This window comes from Curvibacter gracilis ATCC BAA-807 (genome assembly GCF_000518645.1).
In the GTDB taxonomy this organism is placed as follows: domain Bacteria; phylum Pseudomonadota; class Gammaproteobacteria; order Burkholderiales; family Burkholderiaceae_C; genus Curvibacter; species Curvibacter gracilis.
In genome coordinates this window covers 72,012-96,497 of the sequence record NZ_JADZ01000022.1, presented here as the reverse complement: position 1 = coordinate 96,497, position 24,486 = coordinate 72,012, and the positions used below count along the sequence as shown (strand labels likewise).

Here is a 24,486-nt window from a genome sequence, read left to right as displayed (position 1 = left end):
ACCGCAACATTGCCTTTGACCCCAGCATCCGAAAGACCCATCGCATGAGCCAGACCGACCTCAGCCTCGACTTCAGCGGCACTGACCTCGCCAGCCTCCGCACCCGTGCGGTGCTTGATTTCATTGCCCATGCGCGCCGCACCGTGCCCGACCCTGGGCAGGCCAGCGACGCCCAATTGGCCGAGGTGGCGCAGGCCCTGGCGCAGCTGGGCCTGCGCCGCGAGCTGTTCCCCGAGGCGCACTTTCCACTCAGCGAAGAGGCCCCGGCCCGGGTCTACCGCCTGTACGAAGACCTGGATGGCCACTATGCCCTGTACGTGTCGGCCGGCCAGCCTGGCAAGGCCCAGCCGCCGCACGACCACACCACCTGGGCCATCATCGCCGGCATCCAGGGCCACGAAGAAAACGTGCTCTACCAGCGCAGCCCCACGGCCGACCCGGCGCGTGACAGCCTGAGCCCCATCCGCACGGTGGACGTGGCCCCTGGCAGCTACATCACCCTGCAACCCACGGATGTGCACACCATCGAGCTGGTGGGGGCCGAGACCGGCCTGCACCTGCACTTCTACGGCCTGGGCCTGGACCGCCTGCCCGGGCGCGTGGTGTTCGAAAGCCGCAGCGGCGGCAGCTACCGCACCTTTGCGCCCCCGGCCCTGATCCGCCACCCCCTGATCAGCCCGGCCGCCCTGCGCGAGGCCCTGCGCGACGGCGAAGAGATCGCCGTGCTCGATGTGCGTGAAACCGGTGTCTACACCCACGGCCACCTGCTGCTGGCGGCCTCGGCGCCGCTGTGGCGGCTGGAGCTGCTGATCGACCGCCTGGTGCCGCGCCGCGGCACCCGCATCGTGCTGGTCGATGGCAACGAATCGCTGGCCCATGAGGCGGCGCGCAAGCTGGTGCGCCTGGGCTATGCCCAGGTGTCGGTGCTGGAGGGCGGCACCGAGGCCTGGGCCGCCGCCGGCTTGGAGATCTTCACGGGCACCAACGTGCCCAGCAAGGCCTTTGGCGAGGTCATCGAGCACGACAAGCACACCCCCTGGATCGACGTGGCCGGCCTGCGCCAGGCGCTGGATCAGGGGCAGAACCTGGTGGTGGTGGACAGCCGCACCCCTGAAGAGTTCAAGCAGTTCAGCCTGCCCTTTGCGCACAGCCTGCCCGGTGCCGAGCTGGTCTACCGCATCCATGAGCTGGCGCCCGACCCCGATACCCTGGTGGTGGTCAACTGCGCCGGGCGCACGCGCAGCATCGTGGGCGCCCAGACCCTGATCGACGCCGGCATCCCGAACCGCGTGGTGTCGCTCAAGGACGGCACCATGGCCTGGCTGCTGGCCGGGCAAAGCCTGGCCCAGGGCCGCAGCACGGCCCTGCCCGAGCCCTCGCCCCAGGGCCTGGCCCAGGCCCGTGAGCAGGCCGCCCGCGTGGCCGAGCGCGCCGGTGTGCAGCGGCTGGACGCAGCGGGCCTGGCCCGCCTGCAGGGCCAGCGCCACGAGCGCTCGCTGTACCTGTTTGACGTGCGCACCCGCGAGGAATACCAGGCCGGCCACCTCGAAGGCTGGCGCTGGGCCCCCGGGGGCCAGCTGGTGCAGGCCACCGACGAGTACGTGGGCACACGACGCAGCCGCATCGTGCTGGCCGACTGGGACGGGGTGCGCGCCCTCACCACCGCCGCCTGGTTGGCTCAGCTGGGTGGGCATGAGGTGTACGTGTACAGCCCGGCCGCCCAGGCCACCACGGTGACCGGCCCCGAGCCGGTGCGTGTGCTGGCCTCGCAGCCCGCTGCGGCGCGCCTGTCGCCCCTGCAACTTCAGGCCTGGCAACAACAGGGCGAGGTGCTGGTCTTTGACGTGGACCGCCGTGCCGACCACGAGCGTCGCCATCTGCCCGGCGCCCGCTTTGCCGTGCCCGACCGCCTGCACGAGTTTGTGGGCACGGCCGACGACACCCGCGCCATCGTCATCACCTCGCCCGACGGTGTATTGGCCGCCACGGTGGCGGCCGAGCTGGCACACCGCCTGCCGACGCGCACCGTGCGCAGCCTGGCCGGAGGCACCGAGGCCTGGGCCACTGCCGGCCTGCCTCTGCAAAGTGGTGCCGATGGCGTGCTGACGGGGGACGACGACCACTGGTACAGCCCCTATGCCCATGCCGACCTGGCCCAGCGCGATGCGGGCTTCAAGGCCTATCTGGACTGGGAGCTGGGCCTGGTGGCCCAGCTGGAGCGCGAAGGCGACATCGGCATCCAGTTGATTGCGGCCTGACCCACTTCACACCACCCACCGGAGAACCCATGAGTCAGAACCCCTATGACCTGAACCCGGCGCTGGCCGCCCGCTATGCCAACGCCCAGGCCGCACTGCCCACGCCACCAGCAGGGGCCAACACCGCAGTGCTGCAACACCTGCTGGCCCACCGCTCGGTGCGGGCCTACCTGCCCGATGCCCTGCCCGAGGGCACGCTGGCCCACCTGGTGGCGGCCGCCCAGTCGGCTCCCACCTCGTCCAACCTGCAGGCCTGGAGTGTGTTGGCGGTGACCGACCCCGAGCGCAAGGCGCGCCTGTCGGAATGGTCGCGTGACCAGGCCCACATCCGCCAGGCGCCGCTGTTCCTGGTCTGGCTGGCCGATCTGTCGCGCCTGGACCGCGTGGCCCAGGGCCTGGGCCTGCCCTCGGATGCGAACCAATACCTGGAGCAGTTTCTGGTCGCCAGCATCGATGCCTCGCTGGCCGCCCAGAACGCGGTGGTGGCCGCCGAGGCTCTGGGCCTGGGCACCGTCTACATCGGTGCCTTGCGCAACCGGGCCCCCGAAGTGGCGGCCGAACTCAAGCTGCCGGCGCATGTGTTTCCGTTGTTCGGCCTGTGTGTGGGTCACCCCGATCCGGCCCAGCCTGCCGCCGTGAAGCCGCGCCTGGCCCAGTCGGTGGTGCTGCACCACGAGCACTACAGCGCCGAGGCCGAGGCCCGCGAGGTGCCGCAGTACGACCAGGCCATCCAGGCCTTTCAACGCGATCAGGGCCTGCCCCCGGTGCCCTGGTCGCAGCAGGCCAGCCAGCGTGTGGCCGGGCCGCAAAGCCTGTCGGGGCGGGATCATCTGCGCCGCTTCATCACCTGGCAGGGGTTTGAGCTGACCTGAAGCCGGGTGCTCGATGGCTGCCCTTTGGACCCGGCCAGGTGCCGGGTTTTTTTATGTCTGGCATTCGCATGGTTGAGTGCTGGCTGATTATCTCCAACAATGGATATGCAAAATGATAATCACCTGATTTTCCATTCCGGGCAGAATATCCATTGAGCGCAGGGCCGGATTATTTTGAGGAAAATGTTTCGGTGGGCCCCAAAAGCCGCCTGCGCTTTTGCGATGTCTCCTAGCTCTGACTTTCGTCAGTTGAATCCCCCGGTCAGTCTATGGCCGGGGGATTTTTTTTGGAGGCGAAAAAAAGCCGCCACCCGAAGGTGGCGGCTTTTGCGTGACTGCGCTGTTGAAGGTGATCAGAAGCGCACGCGGATACCGGCGTCAATACCGGTGGACGAGCCGTTCACGTTGGCCGCACCGTTCACACCGCCAAAGCCGGCCGAGCTGAACGAGGCCGCATTCAGGCTGGCACCACCCGAATTGCTCACGCGTGCCACGGTGCCGTACACCGCGGTGCTCTTCGAGAAGTTGTAGACATAACCCACGGCAAACTTGTTGGCTTTGCCGGCGCTGTCGAGCTTGGCGCTGCTCAACTGGGCCAGCACGTTGCCCGCACCCACCGGTGCGTTCACGCCCAGCGACCAACCCTTGACGGCCTTGGAGTTGCCCAGGCTGATGAAGTCGTTGTACTTTTGCTGCGACACCGTGGCCAGCAGCTTGGCCACGCCAAAGTCGTACGAGCCGCCGAAGTTGGTGTCGGTGTAGTTGCCGAAGCTGCCAAACGCGCCCAGGCTGTTGGTGGCGTTGCCGAACGACTGTGCGCCATTGTTGATGTACTTGGTCTGGCCGTAGGCGGCGGCCACGTCGATCGGGCCCTTGGCATAACCGGCGCGCAGGCCGTAATACCGGCCGTTCTCCGACGAGTCCACCGTGGTGCCGGCGCTGTTGGTCTGGGTGGCGGTGCTGGCCTGGTTGCCGAAGGCGACGGTGCCCTGACCATAGAAGCCCCCCAGATTGCTGGGCAGCAGGTAGCTCACGCCATTGGAGGCACGCACAAAGGTGGTGGCCGCACCGGTGTAGTTGGTGATGATGGCGCCCACGCTGCCGGCCCCGAAGGGATCGAAGACGGTGTAGTTCCAGAAGCTGGGCACGATGTCGCGACCCAGGCGCACTTCACCGAAGTTGCCCGACAGGCTCACGGTGGCCCGGCGGTTGAAGGTCAGGCCACCGGCGGCCACGGCGCCCGTCGAGGTGGCGCCGTTGTTGGTGGTGGTGCCGCTGCTGCCGATGCCGCTGTTGGCCGCGATCGCGGCTTCGAGCCAGAAGCTGGCAGCCAGGCCACCGCCCAGGTCTTCGGTGCCGCGAAAGCCCAGGCGGCTGGCGGTGTTGCCCGAGGGCGCGATGCCGCTTTGGCGGCCGGCATTGCTCTTCACGCTTTCAAAGGCCAGGTCGACCACACCGAACAGGGTGACTGACGATTGGGCGTGGGCGCTGGCGCCCAGGGCCAGGGTCAGCACGGCGGCGGTGGAAAGGGCTGAGCGGACAAATCGAATCTGCATGGGTTTTCCTGAATGAGTTAATAGGTGAATCGAGGTGAAAAGTGATTTCAAGGCCCGAACCCCGATAACGGGGGTGGTCAGGTGACGTCCGCCGACTTATTTCGGTCATGGGCCACTGTCCGGGTTTGAAGTTGTCACTCTAGAGAGGGCTCGGTTCAGGCCATATCAGGAATTCGAAGATGCATTGAAAAATATTGTCGGCGCACATCGGTGGATGGAAGTGAGTGCCGGATATTCGTCCGCATGCCCTTCGGGGAGCACCTTTGCATATGATTTCAAAATGCTCGAAGGTGTTGTATCGGGTGGGCGAATGAAATGATGTATTCGCCGGTATTTATTGAATATCGATATTCGTATCGCCTGTCGCCGGCACGCCACAGTGCTGGCTGGTGCCTGGTCCGAAGCAGGCCCACGCAAAAGCCCGCGTCAGATCCGTCGACCTGCCTCAGGGCCATGGGTCATTCAGGGCCTGGGTTCTCGCTCCATCGCCCTCGGGCGAGGCCCGAGGCTCAATGGGCGGTCGGGCGTGCACCGTTGAAACGCACCGGCACGCCGCCGCGCCGATCCAGCGCGCCGCTCCAGCAGGTCAGCCCCAGTGACACCAGAACCACCAGCGCACCGATCCACGGCGTGTGCATCAAGCCGAGGTGGGTGACGATCAAGCCGCCGGCCCAGGCGGCGCCCGCGATGCCGAGGTTGAAGGCGGCGATGTTCAGGCCCGAGGCCACGTCCACGGCGTGGGGGGCAACGCGCTCGGCCTGCTGCACCACGTAGACCTGCAGCCCGGGCACGTTGCCGAAGGCCACCGCGCCCCACAGCAACACCGTCGCAACCGCAAGCCAGGGGTGTGGCGCGGTGAAGGTCAGCGCCAGCAGCACGGCGGCCAGCAGGGCGAAGATGATCTGCAGCGCGGGAATCGGCCCCTGGCGGTCGGCCAGCCTGCCACCCCATAGGTTGCCGACGGCCACGGACACGCCATAGACCAACATCACCCAGACCACCGCGCCGGGTGTGAAGCCCGAAATGTCCTGCAGGATCGGTGCCAGAAAGGTGAAGGGAATGAAACTGCCCCCGTAGCCGATCGCGGTCTTGGCGTAGACCAGCAGCAGGCGCGGCTCGGCCAGCACACGGGCCTGCTGCGCCAGGGACGCCGGCGGGGTGTGCCGAAGCTGGCTGGGCACGAACAGCAGGCTGCCGATGAAGGCGATCACACCCAGCACCGACACCGCAAGAAAGGTGGCGCGCCAACCGAAATGCTGGCCGATGAAGGTTCCCAGCGGCACACCGGTGACCAGCGCCACCGTCAAGCCGGTGAACATGATGGCGATTGCGCTGGCGGCCTTTTCCTTGGGCACCAGGCCGGTGGCGATGGTCGAGCCGATCGAGAAGAACACCCCATGCGCCAGACCGGTCAGCACGCGGGCCGCGATCAAGGTCTCGTAGCCGGGCGCCTGCCAGGCCATCAGGTTGCCCAGCGTGAAAAGCGCCATCAGCGACAGCAGCACCTTCTTGCGTGGCAGCTTGCCGCTCAGGGCGGTGAGCACCGGTGCGCCGACAGCGACGCCCAGCGCATACAGGCTGACCAGCAGGCCGGCAGAGGGCAGGCCGATGGCCAGATCGGTTGCGATGGTGGGGATCAGGCCGACGATGACGAACTCGGTCGTCCCGATGGCGAAAGCGCTGAGGGTCAGCGCGAGCAGGGCAAGTGGCATGGGGGCTCCTATCAAGATGGGGAGCGCGCAGTATCCAGAGCCGATTGATTCCGATAAAGCCGGTATCAGGCAGAATTCTCTTGATTCGGAGTCAAGAATGAAAATCAGCCTCGAAGAACTTCAGGCCTTCACCACCGTGATCGACAGCGGCTCGATCACGGCGGCAGCCGAACAGCTCGAACAGACCGTCTCCGGCATCAGCCGCGCCCTGGGCCGGCTGGAGCGCAAGCTGGGCACCACGCTCATGCGGCGCACCACACGCAAGTTGGAGCTGACCGAAGAAGGCGAAGTCTTTCTTCAGCACGCGCGCAGCATCCTCGATGCGGTGGAGTCGGCGGAAGATCAGATGGCCTCTCGCCACCAGCGTCCGGCAGGGCGCTTGCGCGTGAACGCGGCTTCGCCCTTCATGCTGCATGTGGTCGTGCCCCTGGTCGGGGCGTTTTGCGAACGCTATCCCGACATCGAGCTGGAGCTGCACAGCAGTGACAACATCATCGATCTGATCGAGCAGCGCACGGACGTGGCGATCCGCATCGGCACGCTGCAGGACTCGACGCTGCATGCCCGTGCTCTGGGGAGCTTTCGGCTGCGTGTGCTTGCGTCACCGGCCTATCTCGAAGCGCATGGGCGGCCCAAACAGGTGGCCGACCTGCGCCACCATCGGCTGCTCGGCTTCACGCAGCCGGAAAGCCTCAACCACTGGCCCTTGCGCAGCGAACAGGGCGACACCTGCCTGACGCGGCCGAGCATCAAGGCCTCCAGCGGCGAGACCGTGCGCCAGCTTGCGCTGGCAGGGCAAGGCATTGCCTGCCTGGCCGATTTCATGACCCGCGACGATCTCGCACGCGGCGACCTCGTCCCCCTGCTGGTGAAGGACACGGTCGAACACCTGCAGGCCGTGCATGCGGTGTACTACCGCAACACGCAGCTCTCGGCGCGGATCCAGTGCTTTCTGGATTTTCTGGCGCAGCGCATGGCCCCCTGATTCAAGCGCCCGGGCGGTCATCGGCGAGGCTGCGCTGATGTCGCGGCCAACCCTGCGCAGACCTGAACTTGGCTCAAGGACAGCCTCAGTTGCTGCCGGGCTGTGCGTCGCCCGGCCTCATCACCCACCCGGCAGGGCAGGTCTCAGTGCTGCGGCACCGTAAAGCCCACGGTCTGGCTGTGCAGCACCTGATGTTGGGCATCGGCGAGGTCGATGCGCAGGGTGTGCGGCCCCGCATCCAGCCCCTGGAGCACGATGAGGTCGGGGCTTGCCTGTACCCAGTGCCAGGCCGCGTTGTCCACGGTCAGGTGCAGGTGACCGATGCGTGGCACCACTTTGGCGGCAGCGCTTCCATAGACCGGAGCGATCTGCAGGTTCTCGGCCTGGAAAGGAACCACCACCACACCGCGTGTGAGCGGGCCCGCCAGTGGCGCATCGACCCGCAGCCGGGGTGCTGCAACGGGGGCCTGCGCGGCCGGCTGCTCCGCTCGGGGGGCCTCTGTCTCGTGGGCGGCGCTGCGGGACTGGCAGGCTGCGATGACTGCCAGACCGATCAAGGTCTGAACTGCTAGCCGGCTGGCGATGAGAAGACTTGGCATGGGCACTCCGTGAAATTGAAGTAATCAGTGATTACATTTTGGAGAATGTAGCATGTAATCATTGATCACACACCACGAAGAACCCCACGATGCCGTCACCCACCAGCCCCGATGAACGCGCCTACCACCATGGCGATCTGCGGCGCTCACTGATTGCTGCCGCCTTGCAACTTGTTGAAGAACAGGGCCTGGAGGCCGTCAGCGTGCGCGAGGTGGCACGACGCGTGGGTGTGTCGCCCGGGGCGCCTTTCCGGCATTTCGAAAACCGCACCGCCTTGCTGACCGCCGTGGCGGAGGAGGCGCAGGATCGCTTGTTGCAAGCGGTGGGCGAGGCCCAGCGCCAGGCAGCGCCTGATGATCCCCTGGCAGCATTCCGTGCCATTGGCGAAGGCTTTTTGCGTTGGGCTTTCGCGAACCCGGCTCATTTCCAGGTGGTGTCCACCCGGGCCATGATCGACTACGACAGCCCCGGGCTGCGTGACCGCAACGACCGTTTGCGGGCGGGCATGCGCGACTTGATGCAGCAGGCTGCGGAGCAAGGCCGACTTCGGCCAGGCGAGCTGGACGCTTACGTGCTGGGCCTGCGCGCGCTGGTGTATGGCTTGGCGCGCATGCACATCGACGGACAATTCGCCAGCTGGGGCCGCGAGCCGCAACGGGCCCTGGAAGACAGCCTGGCTGTGCTCGACCAATTCATGTTGGCCCTGCAGGCCTAGCGGTGCGGCCCCGCCATCGGCGACGTTCTGAACGCCAGCCCCGAACGCCAGGCCGGCGCATCGGTACCCGCGTGGCCTACAGCCTGGTCTGCAGTGCCTGGGTGAAGCGCATCAGTTCGATCGCGTCCATGTCCGAGACCGCCCAGAACTGCATCTGGGCCGTGCTCCAGTGGCTGATGTTGAACCCCCTGATCTGCGAGCTTTGGAGGGCCGCGGTGCGTTCAGAGGGCCAGACAAACAGGTTGATCACATGGCCACGGTGCCGGTAGACCAGTGCGGCCACCGCGTTTTGATCGATGTGTTCAACCCGCCCGCCCACCAGGGGGAAGTCGGCCTCGGCCAGGTCCAGCACCGGTGGGGCATAGTCCAGCTTGCCCTGGAACCAGGGTTTGACGGTGTGCCGGTCGCTGGACTCCACCTGGAACAAGGGGCCCACCCGCAGCGAATGGACATGGTCGGCTACCAGGGCCTCCTCAAGGCCACCCGGCCTGTTCAGACTCGCCAGGTGGGGGCTGAGCCACCAGGTGAGGGCCACCCCTAACAGAAAGCCCGCGGCCAGTCTGCGCCAACCGCCCAGGTCCAGGCTCAGAAGCGAGCCCGCCGGGCGCTGGGGCTTGAGGGGGCTGGCCGCTGGCTGGGCCGCCGAGGCCAGCAGCAGCTGGGTGCGGATGCGGGCGCGCAGCTGATCGTCGGCGTGGTGGCGGGTCGCCTGTGTGCGGATGAGCGCCGAGAGTTCGTCGTCTTGCGGGTCCATGTTTTCAGCGTCCTTTTTCTTCTTGGGGGCTCAACAGCATGTCTTTGAGGCGTGCCCGCGCGCGCGAAAGCCGTGACATCACGGTGCCGACAGGGATGCCCGCGACCTGGGCGATGTCGGCGTACTCCAGGCATTCGAGTTCTCTGAGCACGATCACCTCTCTCAATTTCGCGGGCAGGGCCTGGATGGCGCGATTGACCCGCCCCGCATCCTGCTTGTGGTGGAGCAGGCTGGCGGGGTCAGGGGCATGGTGGCCGTCCTGGTGGTGCAGCAGGTCCAGGGCGTCATCATCGAAGCCGGTCACTTCGAGTTGCCCCCGTTGCTGCTGCAGGTGGGTGTAGCAGGCGTTTCGGACAATGCCCAGGAACCAGGGGCGGGCATCGTCACCGTGCAATTTGTCCAGGTAGCGGAAGGCCTTCAGCGAGGCCTCCTGCAAGACATCGCTGGCAGCGGCGTCGTCGTGCACCAACCAGCGTGCCAGGTTGTAGCCCGCATCCAGCCAGGGCAGGATGAGGTGTTCGAAGTTGCGGGTCGATCGGTTCATGAAATCGGTCGCTCAGGGGGCCTTGACAGAGGCCTTGCCGGCGGGCCCGGGCTTGGGCTCGACAGCGATGGCCGGCACACTCTTGAGGTAGACCGCCATCGCGTGCAGGTCTGCTTCGCTGAGCCGGGAGGTGCCTCGCACCACCGCCTTCATCCCGGAGCCCACCAGATCGGAGTCGGGTGTCATGCCGGTCTTCAACAGGTTCTGGATGTCGGCGACCGACCATTCTCCGATACCTGTGCGTTTGTCGGGGGTGATGTTGGGGGCATTCTGCCCGTCAGGCCCCCCTACGTTGCCCGAAAACGCCAACGAGGTCTTTAGACCGCCCAGCGCATTGCGCGGCGTGTGGCATTCCTGGCAATGGGCCACCGCATTGACCAGGTAGTCGCCCCGGCGCCAGGTCGCATCCTGCGGCGCAGGGGCTTTGTCAGGCTCGGGCCGGAAGAACAGGGTGCGCCAGAAGAACAGCAAGGGCCGCCAGTTGAACGGGGGCTTCAACTCGTGCGGCTTATTGGCCGTGGGCACGGGGGGCAGCGTCATCATGTAGGCGTACAGGTCAGCCATGTCGCGCTCGCTGAGCCGGGCAAACGAGGGGTAGGGAAACGCGGGATACAGGTATTGCCCCTGCCGGCCAATGCCTTCGCGCAATGCGCGTTTGAAGTCGAGCTCGCTCCAACTGCCGATACCGTGCTGCTTGTCGGGAGTGATGTTGGGCACCCTGAAGGTGCCGAAGGGCGTGTCCAGCCCCAGACCGCCGGAAGGCAGGGCTGATGAGCCCTGACCGGCGTGACAACCGATGCAGTCGGCCGCGTCGTAGAGGTACTTGCCATTGGCCAGGTTGGCCGCAGCGGCGGGAAGGCTGATGGCGAGCATCAGCCCACCGAGCCCCGCCCGCAGGGCCTGGGCGGCCTGAACTTGGATCTTTGAAAGCACGGTGTTCACCCCCGTGTGCTCAGGCCAAGGGGCGGCGCTTGGGCTGGGCGGTCCCGGCATGCTCGTCGACCTGGCTGAAACCCAGGCCCTTGAAGGGGCGCGCGGCATCCCAGGCCACCGGGGTTCTCTTGGGCTGGCTGCCCGCGAGGGGGAAGGGGAAGATCAGCGATTCAGCCGCATGGTGAGCGATGCGTCCCGTCATCTGATGGTGCTCCTGGTGGATGTGACCGAAGAACACGGTGGTGTTCTGGTAGGGCGTCAGGATGTCGATGGCCTTGGCGCCGTCCTTGGTCGCCCAGTCCCAGGCCGGGTACATGTCAAACAGGGGCCGGTGCGCAAACACCACCACCGGGGCGGTCTTGTCGAGCCGGGCCAGGTCGGCATGCAGCCACTCCAGTTGCTGCTCGCCGATCAGACCATTGGGGTCCGAGACATTGTCCAAGGCCACAAAGTGAACGCCTTTGTGCTTGAAGCTGTAGTGCCCCTTGCCAAAGACCTGCTGGTACATCTCGCCGTTATCAAGCCCGGCGTCGTTCTCGCCGGGGATGAAGCGCACATCCTTGACCTTGAGTTCACCGACGATGGCCTTGAACTCGGTCATGCGGCGCTGACGCTCCTTGTCGTCGGCAGCCGCATGGGTCAGATCCCCCGTGAACATGATGAAGTCGGGTTGACGCTCCAGGCTGTTGACGGCCGCCACCGCCTTGCGCAGCGTGTTCCTGGCCTCGGGATTGGGTGGGCCTTCGAAGCCCCAGTGGGTGTCGGTCATCTGGACGAAGAAGAAGTCCTCTCCAGACGCGGCCAACGACTGGCCCCACGGCCCCAGGCCCGAGGCCAGAACGGCGCCGCCCACGCCGGATAGTTTGAGGAAGTCGCGACGGTCGAAGGGGGTGTGCTTCATGGGCTGGGCTCCAGGTTGGGGGCGCCGGAAATCGACGCCTCACCCTGCAATACCAGGCCCGTGCGGGTTTTATTCCCTTCAGCCTGACGAATTCACCGACCCTCGAACTTCATGCCTGCCCGTCGTCCAGGGCACTGCCTCAGCGCGGGATCCGCTCGCCTTGATGCTCACCGGTGCCCGGCCTGCAGCGGCCTCAATCAACGCCATGCCCCCGCAGACCTCCAGTGGCCAGCAACTCACGCAAGAACCCATCCGGCCCGTCCAGTCGGCGGGCCGGCCGCCCCAGGGTCTGGGCTACGGTGGCGGTCACCGGGGCGGCCACGCCGGTGCTGATCCAGTGGTGGAACTGGGCGTGCACCTGTTGCAGGTAGCTGGGGTGGTCCGGCGCTGGGGCCGGGGCCGAGGCCTGCCAGCGGATCGGACGGCCGGCCAGGGCGCTCAGGCGCTGGGCCAGCTCGGCATGGCTCAGGGCTTCAGGCCCGGTCAGTTCCAGGGGGGCGGTGGGCAGGGGGCCGGGGCTGAGCAAGGTGTGCACGGCCACGTCGGCGATGTCGCGGATGTCGATGTACGACACCTGGGCGGGCCCGAAACCGCCGCTCAGCACATCGCCCGCGCGCAGGGCGGCGGCCAGCGGGGCCAGCACCACCTGGGCCCAGGCGTTGGGGCGCAGCACGGCGTGGGGCAGGCCGCTGTCGGCCAGCGCCTGCTCGACCTGGCGGTGGGCGTCGCCGCTCCAGGTGCGACCTGCCGGTGACAAGGTCCAGGCCGAGCCCGAGAGCTTGACCAGCCGTGGCACGCCGGCCTGGCGTGCCGCCTGCACAAAGTGGCGCTGGTGTTGGGCCAGATCGGGGCTGATGGGCGACAGCAGAAAGGCCGCCCGCACCCCGCTCAAGGCGCGTTGCAGGGTGCCAGGCTCGGCCAGCTCGCCCTGGCTCAACTCCACCCCGGCTTGGGCCAGGTGGGCGGCCAGGGTGCTTTGCCGGCTCAGCACCCGCACCCGCACGCCCTGGGCCAGCAGGCCGGCCACCACCAGGCGGCCCAGCCGCCCGCTGCCGCCGCCCACCAGCACCGGGCGGGGGTCGCCGCCGCGCAGCGGCGGGCTCATGTGGCCTCCAGCACAGGCGCGCCCAGGCGGTGCAAGGGGCCCGCGTCCACCCAGTCGGCCACGCTGAAGTCGGCGCTCAAAAAGCCCTGCTGCAGCAAAAAGCCCTTGAAATGGTCCACCGCGTCCAGCAGCTCAGGGGCCAGGCTCAGGCCCAGGTGCCGGTGCACCTCGGGGCCGTTGCTGGCCAGCACGGCTTCTTCGGTGCTGCCGATCTCGCGCGCCACAAAGCGCAGGGTCTCATCGGGATGGGCCTCGGCCCATTCGGCGCCGCGGCGCACCACGGCCAGCAGGCGCTGCACCAGGTCGGGCCGGTCGCGGGCCAGGGCCTCGTCCACCGTCAGCAGGCGGGGCGTGCCGTTGTTGATGCGCACGCGCGGGTCAGGGTGGTTGCCCGTCTCGACCACGGTCTGGGCGCCGATCAGGTTGGCCACCACAATGCCCTCGGCCCCTTTCACAAACACGGCATCCACCTCGCCGCGCTCCAGTGCGCTGATCTCGGCCAAGTAGGGGTGGCGCCGGCGCAGCCCATGCAGGCTGGCGTGACCGGGGCCCAGCAGCACGGGCTCGGTGATCGGCAGATCGACCGGCACGATGTCGGCCCAGCCCAGGCCGGCCGTGCCCAGGGCGGAGTGCAGGCCCTTGAGTGCGGTGGCGCGGTGAAAGTCGATTTGCTCGCCCACCCTCAGCGGCACGCCCAGGCGGCGCCCGGCCAAGTCGGCGGCGCTGCGCAGCGGGCTGTCGCGGCGGGCGATCACGGCCTGGAACTCATCGGTCCAGGTCAGGGCCACCAGCCGGGTGGCTGCACCCTGGGCACGCGCCCACAGTGGCGGGATGTTGCCGCCCTGGCGGAACGACCAGGCCAGGTGGTGGCTGAAGTGGCTCTCGCGGATGGCCTTGACCGGGCTGTCGATGATCGACTTGACCTGCAGGCCCAGGGGCTGGAATTCGGCCTCCAGCCAGCCCAGGCGGGCCGCGATGCCCAGGGGCGAGGGCACGGGGCAGCGGGTGTACCAGAGCACGGTGCCGGGGGCGTCCGTGGGGTCGCCGGCGCGGGCGGTGGCCGGTGCGGCCAGGGGTTCACTCATGGGGTCTCCCTTTGGGGTGTCAGGCGGCCAGCCAAACATGGGCCAGGTTGCCGGCCACGCCCAGCGCACCCACGGTGTGCTGGTGCACGCGCGGGCTGGCCACGGTCAGGTTGTCGGGCGCCACCAGGGTGATGTCGGGCAGGTCGCGCACGATGGCTTTCTGGATGGCTATCCACAAGGCCTGTCGTTTGGCCAGGTCGGTTTCAACGGCAGCAGCTTCCAGCCACTGGTCCACCTCGGGGTTGGCATAGCCCGAGCCGTTCGAAAACGGCAGGCCACGCTTGAAGTTCTTCGACCAGTACAGGCGCTGGATGCCCACCGTGGGGTCGAAGGTGTTGCTCATGCCGCCAAAGTTGAAGTCGAAGTCGCGGTCGGTGTAGATGCGCTTGATGTAGGTGCTGAAGTCGCTGCTGCGCAGGCTCACCTCCACGCCCACCTTGCCCAGCGCCTGCTTGATGTACTCGCTGGTGCGCAGGCCGCCCTCGTGCGGCATGGGGTCGTGGGTGAGGCGCACCCGCACGCCATCGGCCCCGCGCGGGTAGCCCGCCTGGTCGAGCAGGCGGCCTGCGCGTTCGGGGTCGTACACCGGCACGGCCAGGTCGGCATGGAAGAAGCGCTTCAGGCCCGGCGCCACCGGCCCCGGGGGCGAGCTGGCCAGCCCATACCAGGCTGTCTTGACGATGGTCTGCCGGTTCAGCGCGTGGGCAAAGGCCTGGCGCACCCGCACGTCTTTGAAGAAGGGGCGCTCCAGGTTGAACTCGAGCCGGAACACCGAATTCACGTACTGGTAGCCCTCGCTGCTGAAGTGCAGCTTGCCGGCGGCACGCAGGCGGCCCACGTCGGCCAGCGACACCGGCGTGTTGGGCGCCAGGTGCACCTCGCCGGCCTCCAGTGCGGCGCTGCGCGCGGCGGCATCCGGGATGAAGCGGATCACCAGCCGGTCCAGGTAGGGGCGCGGCTTGTCCCAGTAGTCGGGGTTGCGTTCCAGCACCAGGTGGCTGCCGCGCACCCATTCCTTGAAGCGGTTGGGGCCGGTGCCGATGGGGGCGTTGTTCACCGGGTTGGATTCGGCGCGCCCGCTGCTGTACAGGTGCTTGGGCACGATGGGTGATTCGGAGGCCGCCAGCGCATTCAGCAGGTAGGGCACGGGCGCCGACAGGCGCAGCTCCACCGTCAGCGGGTCGGGCGTGCGCACCTCGCTGAGGTTGGCAAAGGTGGCGCGACCACGCGGGTGCACCTCTTTGAGCAGGTTCAGCGAATGCGCCACATCGGCCGAGGTGAAGGGCTGGCCGTCATGCCAGAGCACCTTGGGCCGCAGCTTGAACACATAGCGCAGGCCATCGGGCGACACCTGCCACGACACGGCCAGTTGGGGCTGCGGGTTCAGATCGAAGTCGTAGTCCAGCAGCCCCTCCGTGACCTTGGCGCTCACGAAATAGCTGTTGTTGGCGGTGTGGGCGATGGTGGTCAGCACCGGCGGTTCGGGGAAGATGGCCAGCACCAGGGTGCCGCCGCGCTGGGGCGTGGGGGTGGCGGCCCGGGCCGGGGCCCAGGGCAGCAGGGCGCCGAGGCCGGCGGCGCTGGTGCCGGCCAGCAGGCGGCGGCGCGACAGGCCGAGGTCGGTGGCGTTGGCTTCAGGGGCAGCCTGACGGGCCGATGGGTTCCAGGGGGCGTGGAATGGGTTCATGGCCGCGTCCTCTCAGCCGGTGCTCTGCCAGCCCGGGGGCACGATGAAGCCGGGCTGCTGGGCCTCCAGCAGTTCGGCAAAGCGGATCGGTGTGAGGTCTTCCAGGAAGGGGCCCACGGCCTGGCCGCCAATCGGCAGGCCGCTCTCGTCCAGCCCCAGCGGAAAGCTGGTGGCCGGCAGACCGGGCAGCACCGGCAGACCGGCCCAGGTGAACAGGTCCAGAAAGCGCACCGGGCGCACGCCGTCGGCAAAGGCCACGGGGTAGTGGCGCTCGTCCTTGGGCTCTTGCTGGTTGTGTTCGAAGGCGGGCAGCGGGGCGACCGGGCTCAGCACCAGGTCGAACTGTTCAAACAAGGCCTCCCATTGGGCGCGCAATTGCAGGCGCGCTTCGTTCAGGCGCAGCCAGTCGCGGTGGCTCAGCGAGAACGAGCGCAGCCAGGCCGCATCGGCACTGTGGTCGTCGGGCTGCAATGCGGCCAGGCGTTGCTGGGCCCCAGCGCTGAGGGTGGGTGGGTCAGCCAGTGACGAGCCCAGCAGGCTGCGGTACAGCGTGTGCGAGGCCGCCAGATCGGGCAGCAGGCCCGGTGCCAGCTCGCTCACGCGGGTGACCTGGCCACCTGCGGCCTGCACGGCCTGCACCAGGCGCTGGCTCACCTGCTGTTCAGACAGGCTTTGCTCGGTGCCCGGCCATTGGTCGATCAGCAGCAGGCGGAAATCGCTCAGACGGTTGTGCCGTGGGGCGGGCAGGGTGGCGCGCCAGGTCTTGTTCTGCCGCGGGTCGCGGTTGAGCAGCAGGGGCAGGGCCAGCGCCAGGTCGGCGGCGCTGCGCGCCAGCGGGCCGGCCACGGCCAGATCGCGCTCGCCTTGACGGCCGGCCGGCAGGCCGGTGCCCAGCAGGCTGATCAGACCCTGGCTGGTCTTGTGCCCGTAGACCCCCGTGAAATGGGCCGGGATGCGGATCGAGCCGCCGATGTCGGTGCCCAGCTCCAACGCCACAAAGCCGGCCGCCAGCGCAGCGGCCGAGCCGCCGGACGAACCGCCCGGCGTGCGCGCCGGATCCCAGGGGTTGCGGCTCAGGCCATAGACCGCGTTGTAGCTTTGCAGATCGGCCAGTGCCTGGGGCACGTTGCTCTTGCCCAGCACGATGGCGCCCGCCTCGCGCAGGCCGGCCACGGCGGCACTGTCTTGCGCGGCCAGGTTGCCGGTCTGGGCTGGGCTGCCCACCGTGGTGGGCAGGCCGGCGACATCAAAGTTCTCCTTCACGCTGACCGGCACGCCCAGCAAGGGGCGGCGCTCGCCGCGGGCCAGGGCGGCATCGGCGGCCCGGGCGTCGGCCCGGGCGCGCTCCAAGTCCAGCACCACGAGGGCATTGATGGCGGGGTTCAGGCGCGCGATGCGCTCGAGGCTGTGCTCCAGCAATTCGCTGGCGCTGATCTGGCCCTCGGCCAGGGCACGCGCCTGCTCGCTGGCCGAGGCATGGCTCAGGCGGTTCAGCAAGGCGGTCTTCAGGTGCTGGGTGTCGGCGGGTGCGTTCATGGACGGCTCGCTTTCTGTGGTGGTGGGTGGTGCTTCAGTCGCGCCGGGGCTTACTTGCCGCCCTCGACCCAGGTGTCGGACCAGTCGCCCGCGTGCAGGTCGATGCTGTTGAAGAAGTTGTGCACGCGCTTGTTCAGGGCCGAGGGGCCGGGCACGGTGACCAGCGGGTACACCGGCAGTTCGCGACCCACGATCTGCTGGATCTGCTTGAACTGGCCGGCGCGCTTGCCCTCGTCCACTTCCACCGCAGCCTGGCGGAACAGCTCATCCACCTGGGGGTTGTTGTAGTGGGCGGCGTTGATCCAGATCAGCGGGTTCTTGATGCCGTCGGACCAATAGATGCGCTGCACGCCCACGATGGGGTCGAACAGGCGGCCCAGGCCGTTGATGTTCAGGTCGAAGTCGCGCGCGGTGTAGACGCGCTTGAAGAAGCTGGCCATGTCGCCGTCCTGCAGTTCGGCCTTGATGCCCACACGCCCCAGCGCATTGCGCAGGAACTCCGAGCTGCGTTTGAAGTCGGCGCCCGGGATGTTGGTGATGCGCAGCGCAAAGCGCTGGCCGTTGGCCTGGCGTGGGTAGCCGGCCTGGTCCAGCAACTGGTTGGCGCGGGCCACGTCGTAGGGGTACTGGAAGGTGCTGTCGTCGTAGTAGCTCGACAGCACGCTGGGCACGGGCGAGTTGACCACCTCGGCACGCTTGTAATAGACCGTGGTGCGCAGCGCGTTGCGGTCGATGGCGTGCGCAATGGCCTGACGCACTTCAGGCTTGGCGAGGATGGGGTGCTCGACGTTGAACTCCAGGAAGGCGGCGTTGTTCAGAAAGCCGTCATAGCTGTCGTCCACCTGCACCTTGGGGTTCTGGGCCAGGCGGTCCAGGTCAGCCAGGTTGATGTTGGTGGCCACGTCGATCTCGCCAGCCTCCAGCGCGGCCACGATGCCGGCGCGGTCGCCGATGAACTTGATCACGGCGCGGTCCAGATACGGCTTGCCCGCCTGCCAGTAATGGGGATTCTTCTTGAGCAGCACGTGGCTGCCCCGCACCCACTCAGCAAACACAAACGGCCCGGTGCCGATGGGCGCGCTCTGGTTCGGGCTGGTCAGCGGGTCGGCCTCGGTGTAGCGGTGGGCCGGCACGATGGGCAGCTCGGCCGACGACAGCGATTTCAGCAGGAACGGTGTGGGCTTGTTCAGCACCAGCACGGCGGTCAGCGGGTCGGGCGTGTCCACGCGCTCCAGGTTGGCCAGGGTGATGCGCCCGCGCGGGCCCTGCTTCTTTTGCGCCGACAGCGAAAAGCGCACGTCGGCCGCGGTGAAATCCTTGCCGTCGTGCCACTTCACGCCGGGGCGCAGCTTGAAGGTGTAGCGCAGGCCATCGGGGCTCACGCTCCAACTGGTGGCCAGCAGGGGCTGGGGCTTGAACTGGCTGTCGTAGCGCAGCAGGCCCTCGACGATCTTGGCGCTGATGTTGCGGATGCGGGTGTTGGTGTCGAGAAACGACACCAGCGACGGCGGTTCCAGGTCGGTGGCCAGGGTCAGGGTGCCGCCGCTTTGGGGCTTGGCCGCGCTCCCTTGGGCGCTGGCGCTCAGGCTGGCGCCGGCCAGGGGCAGGGCGGCCAGCAGCAGGGCGAGCAGGCGGCGGTTGAGTTGGGGCAGGCGCTGGGTCATGGTGGCTTTCAAGGTCGGTTTCACGTGGATGGGACGGTGGGTGGGGTGTTGCGGGTTCATGCAGCGCTCACAGGCGCAGGCCGGCCTGCTTGAGCAGGGGCAGGATGCGGTCGCCGAAATATTCGAGGTCTGGCTTGAAGTCGTAGAAGCTCAGTTGCAGCCCATCCACGCCGGCGCGGTGCAGTTGCACAAACTGCTCCACCACCTGCTCGGGCGTGCCCACCACTTCGATGTTGCCGCCGATGGCGCGGCGGCTCGGTGGGTCGATGCCGACCCGGCCTTTCCAGGCGTGGGCGTCGCTGGCCAGGCTGTTGAAGCCCTGGGGCGTGGTCGGGTCCTGGTGGGCCACGATGGCGTCGTAGTAGGCGCGGGTCTCGGCCTCGGTGTCGCGGCTGATCACCAGCGGGTTCAGCAGGGTGCGCACTTCGCGGCCCTGCTGGCGCGCGCGTGCCTTCAGGTCGGCGATGTGGGCCGGCAGCGCCTTCACGGCGCTTGCGAAATCCGAGCCCGCAGGGCTGGTGATGAAGACGATGTCGGAGTAGCGCGCCGCGTACTCGAAGCCGGCCTCCGAGCCGGTGGCATTGACCAGCACAGGGCGACCATAGCGGGGCTTGGGGCTGACAAAGGCACCCTGCAGCTTCCAGCTCGACTCGCGGCCTTCATAGCTGTAGTTCTCGGGGTCGCTCCACAGGCGCTGCACCACCTCGATGAATTCGGCCGTCAGGTCGTAGCGATGGTCGTGTTCGATGCGCTCCCAGCCGAACATGCGGTGCTCCACCTCGCGGTGACCGGTGACCACGTTGATGCCCCAGCGTCCACCCGAGATGTGGTCCAGCGTGGCGCCCCACTTGGCCAGGTGCAACGGGTGCAGGGGCCCATACAGCACGTGCAGGGTCGAGATCAGGATGATGCGCTGCGTCACCGAGGTCAGTGCCGCGGTGGTCATGAACGAGTCGAGGGCATTGCCGTCGAATACGCCGCCATAGCCGCCCTTGGGCAGCCACTGCGACAGCGCAAACACCAGATCAAAGCCCAGTGACTCGGCTTTCAGCACCAGGTCGCGGTTGTAGTCGAAGCGCCAGTCGGTGCTGCGCGGCAGGGTCGAGGCACTCCAGCCACCGGCCTGGATGGGCAGGAACAGGCCCAGCAGAACGGGTTGCTTCAGGGCTTGCGACAAGGGGCTGTCCGGGAAATCGGTGGGGGCGGCAAAGCGGTCCAGGCCGACCAGGGCCCCGGCATGAGATGGCAGTGACATGGTGTTTGAAGCGTGCGCTCGCAGGTGAGGAATTCAGGTGCATTCAGGTGGAATGAGAGTGCGCATTCTGGGTCGCAGCATTTCAAATGCGCTATGCCGATTTCGGATGTCGATCCTTGGAAATCGTTGCTGGGCGCGGCTTCCAAAGGGGCGTCTGGTTTCTAGAATGAAAAAGAGCCCCACCACGACGGGCTTGCGGTGCGTGACCGCCGCGCTTCTTTTCAAACCCGGAAACCCATCCCATGACCTACCGTTACCTGGGCCGCAGCGGCCTGCGCGTGTCCCGCCTGAGCCTGGGCACCATGATGTTCGGCGGTGCCACCGACGAGCCCACCTCGCATCGCATCATTGCCAGTGCCCGCGAGCAGGGCGTCAACTTCATCGACACGGCCGACGCCTACCAGAAGGGCCGCACCGAAGAGGTGGTGGGCCGCGCCCTGCAGGGCGACCGCGACCATTGGGTGCTGGCCACCAAGCTGTCCAACCCCATGGGGCCGGGGCCCAATCAGCGCGGCACTTCGCGCAAGTGGATCGTGCAGGCGGTGGAAGGCAGCCTCAAGCGCCTGGGCACCGACTACATCGACCTGCTGTACCTGCACCGTGCTGACTTCGAGGCCCCGCTGGGCGAGGCCGTGCGGGCCCTGGGCGATCTGGTGCGGGCCGGCAAGCTGCGCTACTTCGGCCTGGCCAACTTTCGCGGTTGGCGCATTGCCGAAGTGGCCCACCTGGCCGATGCCGAAGGCATTGACCGCCCGGTGGCCAGCCAGCCCCTTTACAACCTGGTGGACCGCAGTGCCGAAGTGGAGCAACTGCCCGCCGCCGCCCACTATGGCCTGGGCGTGGTCTCGTACAGCGCGCTGGCCCGTGGTGTGCTGACGGCCAAGTACGACCCTGATGCGCCGCCCCCGGCCGACTCGCGCGCCGCACGCCATGACAAGCGTTTGCTCGAAACCGAATGGCGCCCCGAGTCGCTGCGCATCGCACGCCAGTTGCGCGAGCATGCCGAAGCCCGCGGCATCACCCCGGCCGAGCTGGCCGTGGCCTGGGTGCTGAACAACCGCCTGGTCACGTCTTTCATCGCCGGTCCACGCACCGAGGAACAGTGGCAGGCCTACGTGAAGGCGCAGGATGTCGTGCTGACGCCTGAGGACGAGGCCTTGGTGAATCGCCTGGTGCCCGCGGGCCACAGCTCCACCCCGGGCTACACCGACCCGGGGCACCCGGTGGAAGGGCGCGTGCCCTTTGTGCTGCCTGCAGCAGGCTGAGCCCGGTCTCTGATCCGCTGGGCGCCAGGACGGCGTTCAGGCCTGGTTCAGCCCAGGCTCACCTGGTTGCGCCCCGCCGCCTTGGCCTGGTACAGCGCCCGGTCGGCACGGCCCACCACGGCATCGCAAGAGGCGTCGTCGGCCTGCACCAGGGCCACCCCGATGGACACCGTGCAGGCAGGCGTGTCGGCGTCAGCCGGCAGCCTTTCCACCCGCGCCTGCAGGCGTTCGGCCATCCGCTGCGCCGACGCCAGATCGCTGATCGGCAGCAGGGCGATGAACTCTTCGCCGCCGTAGCGGCCCACCCGGTCGAGCGGGCGCAGGCCTTGTTGCAAGGTGGCGGCCACCTTCACCAGCGTGCGGTCGCCGGCCTGGTGGCCGTGGTTGTCATTGATTCGTTTGAAGTGGTCTAGATCGAGCAGCAGAAGGGCATAGGCCTGGCCTTCCAGTTGCCAGCGTGCGTGGGCTTGATCTGCCAGGCGCAGGATGGCCCGGCGGTTGAGGGCACCGGTCAGCTCGTCGTGGCTGGCCAGGTGTTCAAACTCCTGTCGCACCCGCTCGCTGGCCATCAGCTGGGCGCTCACCAGCACCATCAGGATGGTGAAGCTGAAGGTGGCCACAAACACCATGTGGATGACCGAGCCGGCGTCAAAGCGTTGCGTCTCGGGGGTGTCGATCCAGTAGGTGGTCAGTGCGCGCGTCAGCAGCACCAAGGTCTGCCAGGCCATCGCCACCAGCATCAGCCGGGCGGCAAAGCCACGCCCATGGCGGGCCAACACCTGGGTGTGCACCCCACAGATGAGGGCCATGCCCAGCCCGAAGATCAGCATGCGCGGGCGGTAATCGGGCCAGATCACAAAAAACACAAAGAGGCCTGCCAGACACCCCAGCACCAGCACCACCCAGGGCCACCAGCGCCAGGGGCGACCCAGAAATTCGCAGGTGCCCGCCAGCAGGGTCACCGTGCAAGCCATCAACAGCCCATTGCCCCCCAGGCCGACCAACAGGGCCGGCGCATGCCCTAGCAAGGCGTAAAAGGCGGTGGTGCCCAGGGCAAGAAGGGGGGCCACACCCCAATACCGAAGGCCTTTGATCTCGCTCGGAAAGTTGTGCCGGATGCCCAGCAACACGGCCCCCATCACGGCGCATTGAAGGGCCGCGAGAAAGTTGAAACTGCGCAGGTCCAGAGACGTCATCGGGCAGGCGCCCGAACGCAGGCGACGGGCGGTTTCATGATTTTTGCCAGTTTAGCCGCCTGCATGAGGCCCGGTGCCAGGCCCTCTCTTTTTCAACATTCCATCTCTGAAATCCGTCTAAGTCGACGCAACACCCGCCGATAGGATTTGCGCCAACCGTCCAGGCCACCATGTCCGGTGGCTGGACCGGCTTGTTTTCTGGAGTGTGCATGTTGAATCGACTGAAACGCGACTGGCAGGGCCAGCTTCAGGTCTTGGCGCTGTGCGCCTGGCTGGGGGTGGGGGGCTGGGCTGGCGCTCAGACGCCTGCTGCCAGGCCGGTGGCCCCGTCTGGCCAAGCCGTGCATGGCGGCACGTTGCAATTCGGGGTGGTGCCCGAAGCAGCCACCATCGTTTCGATCGACAACACCTTCGGTTTTCCGCAGAAGGTGGGCACCAAGGTGGTCGAGGGCCTGCTGGCCTACGACTTCGAGTTCAAGCCGGAGGCCCGTCTGGCCACGCGCTGGCAGGTGTCGCCCGACGGGCTGCAATACCGGTTCGAGTTGCGCCGCGGCGTGAAGTGGCACGATGGGCGCGATTTCAGCTCGGCCGATGTGGCGTTTTCCATCCTCACGCTCAAGGAGTTCCATCCGCGCGGCCGGGCCACCTTCGCCAATGTGTCGGAGGTGCGCACGCCGGACGCCCACACGGCCATCATCGTGCTGAGCAAGCCGGCACCCTATCTGCTGACTGCCCTGGCCTCCAGCGAGTCGCCCATCGTGCCGCGCCACCTGTACGAGGGCACCGACATCCGCGCCAACCCCTACAACACCAAGCCGGTGGGCACGGGGCCCTTCGTGTTCAAGGAATGGGTCAAGGGCAGCCACATCATCCTGGAGCGCAACCCGGATTACTGGGACAAGCCCAAGCCCTACCTGGACCGCATCGTGGTGCGCATCATCCCCGATCCGGCGGCCCGTGCGGCCGCGCTGGAATCGGGCCAGCTTGATCTGGCCGGTGACACCCCCGTACCGCTGGGTGATGTGGCGCGCCTGCGCAGCCTGCCCACGCTGGACATCACCACCCGCGGATACGAATACGGGGGCCAGCAGTCTCAGTTCGAGTTCAACCTCGACACGCCTGCTCTGGCCAACCCCAAGGTGCGTCTGGCCATTGCCCATGCGGTGGATCCGAAGGCCCTGGTCAAGACAGCCTGGTTCGGCTTTGCAGAGGTCTCGCCCACGCCGATCACGCCGGTGCTCAAGCAGTTCAGCGACTTGCGCATCAACCCGCATGCCTACGACCCGGCCCTGAGCGAGCGGCTGCTGGACGAGGCCGGCTTTGCCCGCAAGGCCGACGGCAAGCGCTTTGCACTGCGCCTGACCTACAACCCCTACTACCAGGAAGGCAACCGCCGCACCACCGAATACCTGCGCCAGGCCCTGAACCGCATCGGCATCGACGCCAGCATCGCGGCCTACGATTTCGGCAGCTTTGTGAAGGCGGTCTATACCGACCGCAGCTTCGACATCGCGGTGAACAACCTCAACAACAACTTCGACCCCACGGTGGGCGTACAGCGCATCTACTGGTCGAAGAACTTCAAGCCCGGTCTGGGCTTCTCGAACGCCAGCCACTACGCCAACCCCGAAGTGGACCAGTTGCTCGAAGCTGCTGCCGTCGAGCCCGACCTGACGCGTCGGCGCGGCCTGTTCTTCCGCTTCCAACAGATCATCCATCAGGAGCTGCCGGTGGTGAACCTGGCCGCCTTCCAACCCGTGACCGTGGCCCAGAAGAAGGTGCGCCGCCACACCCTCAATTCGAACGGGCTCAACGATTCCTTTGCCGAGCTGTACCTGGCGCCCTGAGCGCCCTTCCCGGAGA

General features: G+C 67.3%; 20 protein-coding genes. 6 read left to right on the top strand and 14 right to left on the bottom strand.

Features of this window, described 5'->3' with window-relative positions:
- Positions 1-44: 44 nt before the first annotated feature.
- Complete coding sequence (locus L880_RS0116775; RefSeq protein ID WP_027476661.1) at positions 45-2,258, top strand: rhodanese-like domain-containing protein; 2,214 nt, start codon at positions 45-47, stop codon at positions 2,256-2,258.
- A gap of 29 nt (positions 2,259-2,287) precedes the next feature.
- Complete coding sequence (locus tag L880_RS0116770; protein ID WP_027476660.1) at positions 2,288-3,130, top strand: NADPH-dependent oxidoreductase; 843 nt, start codon at positions 2,288-2,290, stop codon at positions 3,128-3,130.
- Positions 3,131-3,483: 353 nt separating this feature from the next.
- Here the strand turns inward: L880_RS0116770 and L880_RS0116765 are convergent, their stop codons facing one another.
- Both L880_RS0116765 and L880_RS0116760 read right to left on the bottom strand, forming a co-directional pair.
- Entirely contained in the window at positions 3,484-4,686 is a 1,203-nt protein-coding gene (locus tag L880_RS0116765) for a porin (RefSeq protein ID WP_051443372.1), read from the bottom strand.
- Between the two features lie 509 nt (positions 4,687-5,195).
- Positions 5,196-6,398 (bottom strand): MFS transporter, encoded by a 1,203-nt coding sequence (locus L880_RS0116760; protein WP_027476658.1) that lies wholly within the window; start codon positions 6,396-6,398, stop codon positions 5,196-5,198.
- Positions 6,399-6,495: 97 nt separating this feature from the next.
- Here L880_RS0116760 and L880_RS0116755 point away from each other — a divergent pair, with 97 nt between their 5' ends.
- On the top strand, positions 6,496-7,383 hold the full coding sequence (locus L880_RS0116755) for a LysR family transcriptional regulator (RefSeq protein ID WP_027476657.1): 888 nt from the start codon (positions 6,496-6,498) through the stop codon (positions 7,381-7,383).
- Between the two features lie 143 nt (positions 7,384-7,526).
- Here L880_RS0116755 and L880_RS0116750 read toward each other — a convergent pair whose 3' ends face one another.
- Entirely contained in the window at positions 7,527-7,982 is a 456-nt protein-coding gene (locus tag L880_RS0116750; protein ID WP_043329730.1) for a DUF6130 family protein, read from the bottom strand.
- Positions 7,983-8,071: 89 nt separating this feature from the next.
- On the opposite strand from L880_RS0116750, the gene L880_RS0116745 reads away from it, so the two are divergent.
- A complete protein-coding gene (locus tag L880_RS0116745) occupies positions 8,072-8,698 on the top strand; it encodes a TetR/AcrR family transcriptional regulator (RefSeq protein ID WP_027476655.1) in 627 nt (208 codons plus the stop codon).
- A gap of 76 nt (positions 8,699-8,774) precedes the next feature.
- Here the strand turns inward: L880_RS0116745 and L880_RS0116740 are convergent, their stop codons facing one another.
- From L880_RS0116740 to L880_RS0116695, 10 genes are all read right to left on the bottom strand, one after another.
- Positions 8,775-9,452 (bottom strand): anti-sigma factor family protein, encoded by a 678-nt coding sequence (locus L880_RS0116740; protein ID WP_027476654.1) that lies wholly within the window; start codon positions 9,450-9,452, stop codon positions 8,775-8,777.
- Between the two features lie 4 nt (positions 9,453-9,456).
- Entirely contained in the window at positions 9,457-9,996 is a 540-nt protein-coding gene (locus tag L880_RS0116735) for a sigma-70 family RNA polymerase sigma factor (RefSeq protein ID WP_027476653.1), read from the bottom strand.
- A gap of 12 nt (positions 9,997-10,008) precedes the next feature.
- Positions 10,009-10,929, bottom strand: a complete 921-nt coding sequence (locus tag L880_RS32620; protein ID WP_169737772.1) for a cytochrome c — start codon at positions 10,927-10,929, stop codon at positions 10,009-10,011.
- A 19-nt stretch (positions 10,930-10,948) separates the two neighbouring features.
- Positions 10,949-11,830 carry a metallophosphoesterase gene (locus tag L880_RS32615; protein WP_051443370.1) on the bottom strand — a complete coding sequence of 294 codons (882 nt, stop codon included), beginning with the start codon at positions 11,828-11,830 and terminating at the stop codon, positions 10,949-10,951.
- A gap of 193 nt (positions 11,831-12,023) precedes the next feature.
- Positions 12,024-12,935 (bottom strand): NmrA family NAD(P)-binding protein, encoded by a 912-nt coding sequence (locus L880_RS0116720; protein WP_051443369.1) that lies wholly within the window; start codon positions 12,933-12,935, stop codon positions 12,024-12,026.
- Complete coding sequence (locus tag L880_RS0116715) at positions 12,932-14,020, bottom strand: ABC transporter substrate-binding protein (protein ID WP_027476651.1); 1,089 nt, start codon at positions 14,018-14,020, stop codon at positions 12,932-12,934. The genes L880_RS0116720 and L880_RS0116715 overlap by 4 nt, the downstream gene beginning before the upstream one ends.
- A 19-nt stretch (positions 14,021-14,039) precedes the next feature.
- Positions 14,040-15,707: an ABC transporter substrate-binding protein gene (locus tag L880_RS0116710; RefSeq protein ID WP_157462932.1), complete on the bottom strand. Its 1,668-nt coding sequence runs from the start codon at positions 15,705-15,707 to the stop codon at positions 14,040-14,042.
- Between the two features lie 12 nt (positions 15,708-15,719).
- Entirely contained in the window at positions 15,720-17,243 is a 1,524-nt protein-coding gene (locus L880_RS0116705) for an amidase (RefSeq protein WP_051443368.1), read from the bottom strand.
- Positions 17,244-17,293: 50 nt separating this feature from the next.
- Positions 17,294-18,907 carry an ABC transporter substrate-binding protein gene (locus L880_RS0116700; protein ID WP_027476648.1) on the bottom strand — a complete coding sequence of 538 codons (1,614 nt, stop codon included), beginning with the start codon at positions 18,905-18,907 and terminating at the stop codon, positions 17,294-17,296.
- 67 nt (positions 18,908-18,974) lie between these two features.
- Complete coding sequence (locus L880_RS0116695) at positions 18,975-20,162, bottom strand: LLM class flavin-dependent oxidoreductase (RefSeq protein ID WP_027476647.1); 1,188 nt, start codon at positions 20,160-20,162, stop codon at positions 18,975-18,977.
- A 242-nt stretch (positions 20,163-20,404) separates the two neighbouring features.
- Between L880_RS0116695 and L880_RS0116690 the strand changes: the two genes are divergently transcribed.
- Positions 20,405-21,427 (top strand): aldo/keto reductase, encoded by a 1,023-nt coding sequence (locus L880_RS0116690; protein ID WP_027476646.1) that lies wholly within the window; start codon positions 20,405-20,407, stop codon positions 21,425-21,427.
- Positions 21,428-21,474: 47 nt separating this feature from the next.
- Here L880_RS0116690 and L880_RS0116685 read toward each other — a convergent pair whose 3' ends face one another.
- The gene (locus L880_RS0116685) at positions 21,475-22,623 is read right to left on the bottom strand and encodes a GGDEF domain-containing protein (RefSeq protein WP_027476645.1); all 1,149 of its coding nucleotides are present in this window, start codon (positions 22,621-22,623) and stop codon (positions 21,475-21,477) included.
- A gap of 209 nt (positions 22,624-22,832) precedes the next feature.
- Between L880_RS0116685 and L880_RS32610 the strand changes: the two genes are divergently transcribed.
- The gene (locus L880_RS32610) at positions 22,833-24,470 is read left to right on the top strand and encodes an ABC transporter substrate-binding protein (protein ID WP_157462931.1); all 1,638 of its coding nucleotides are present in this window, start codon (positions 22,833-22,835) and stop codon (positions 24,468-24,470) included.
- Positions 24,471-24,486 lie beyond the last annotated feature (16 nt).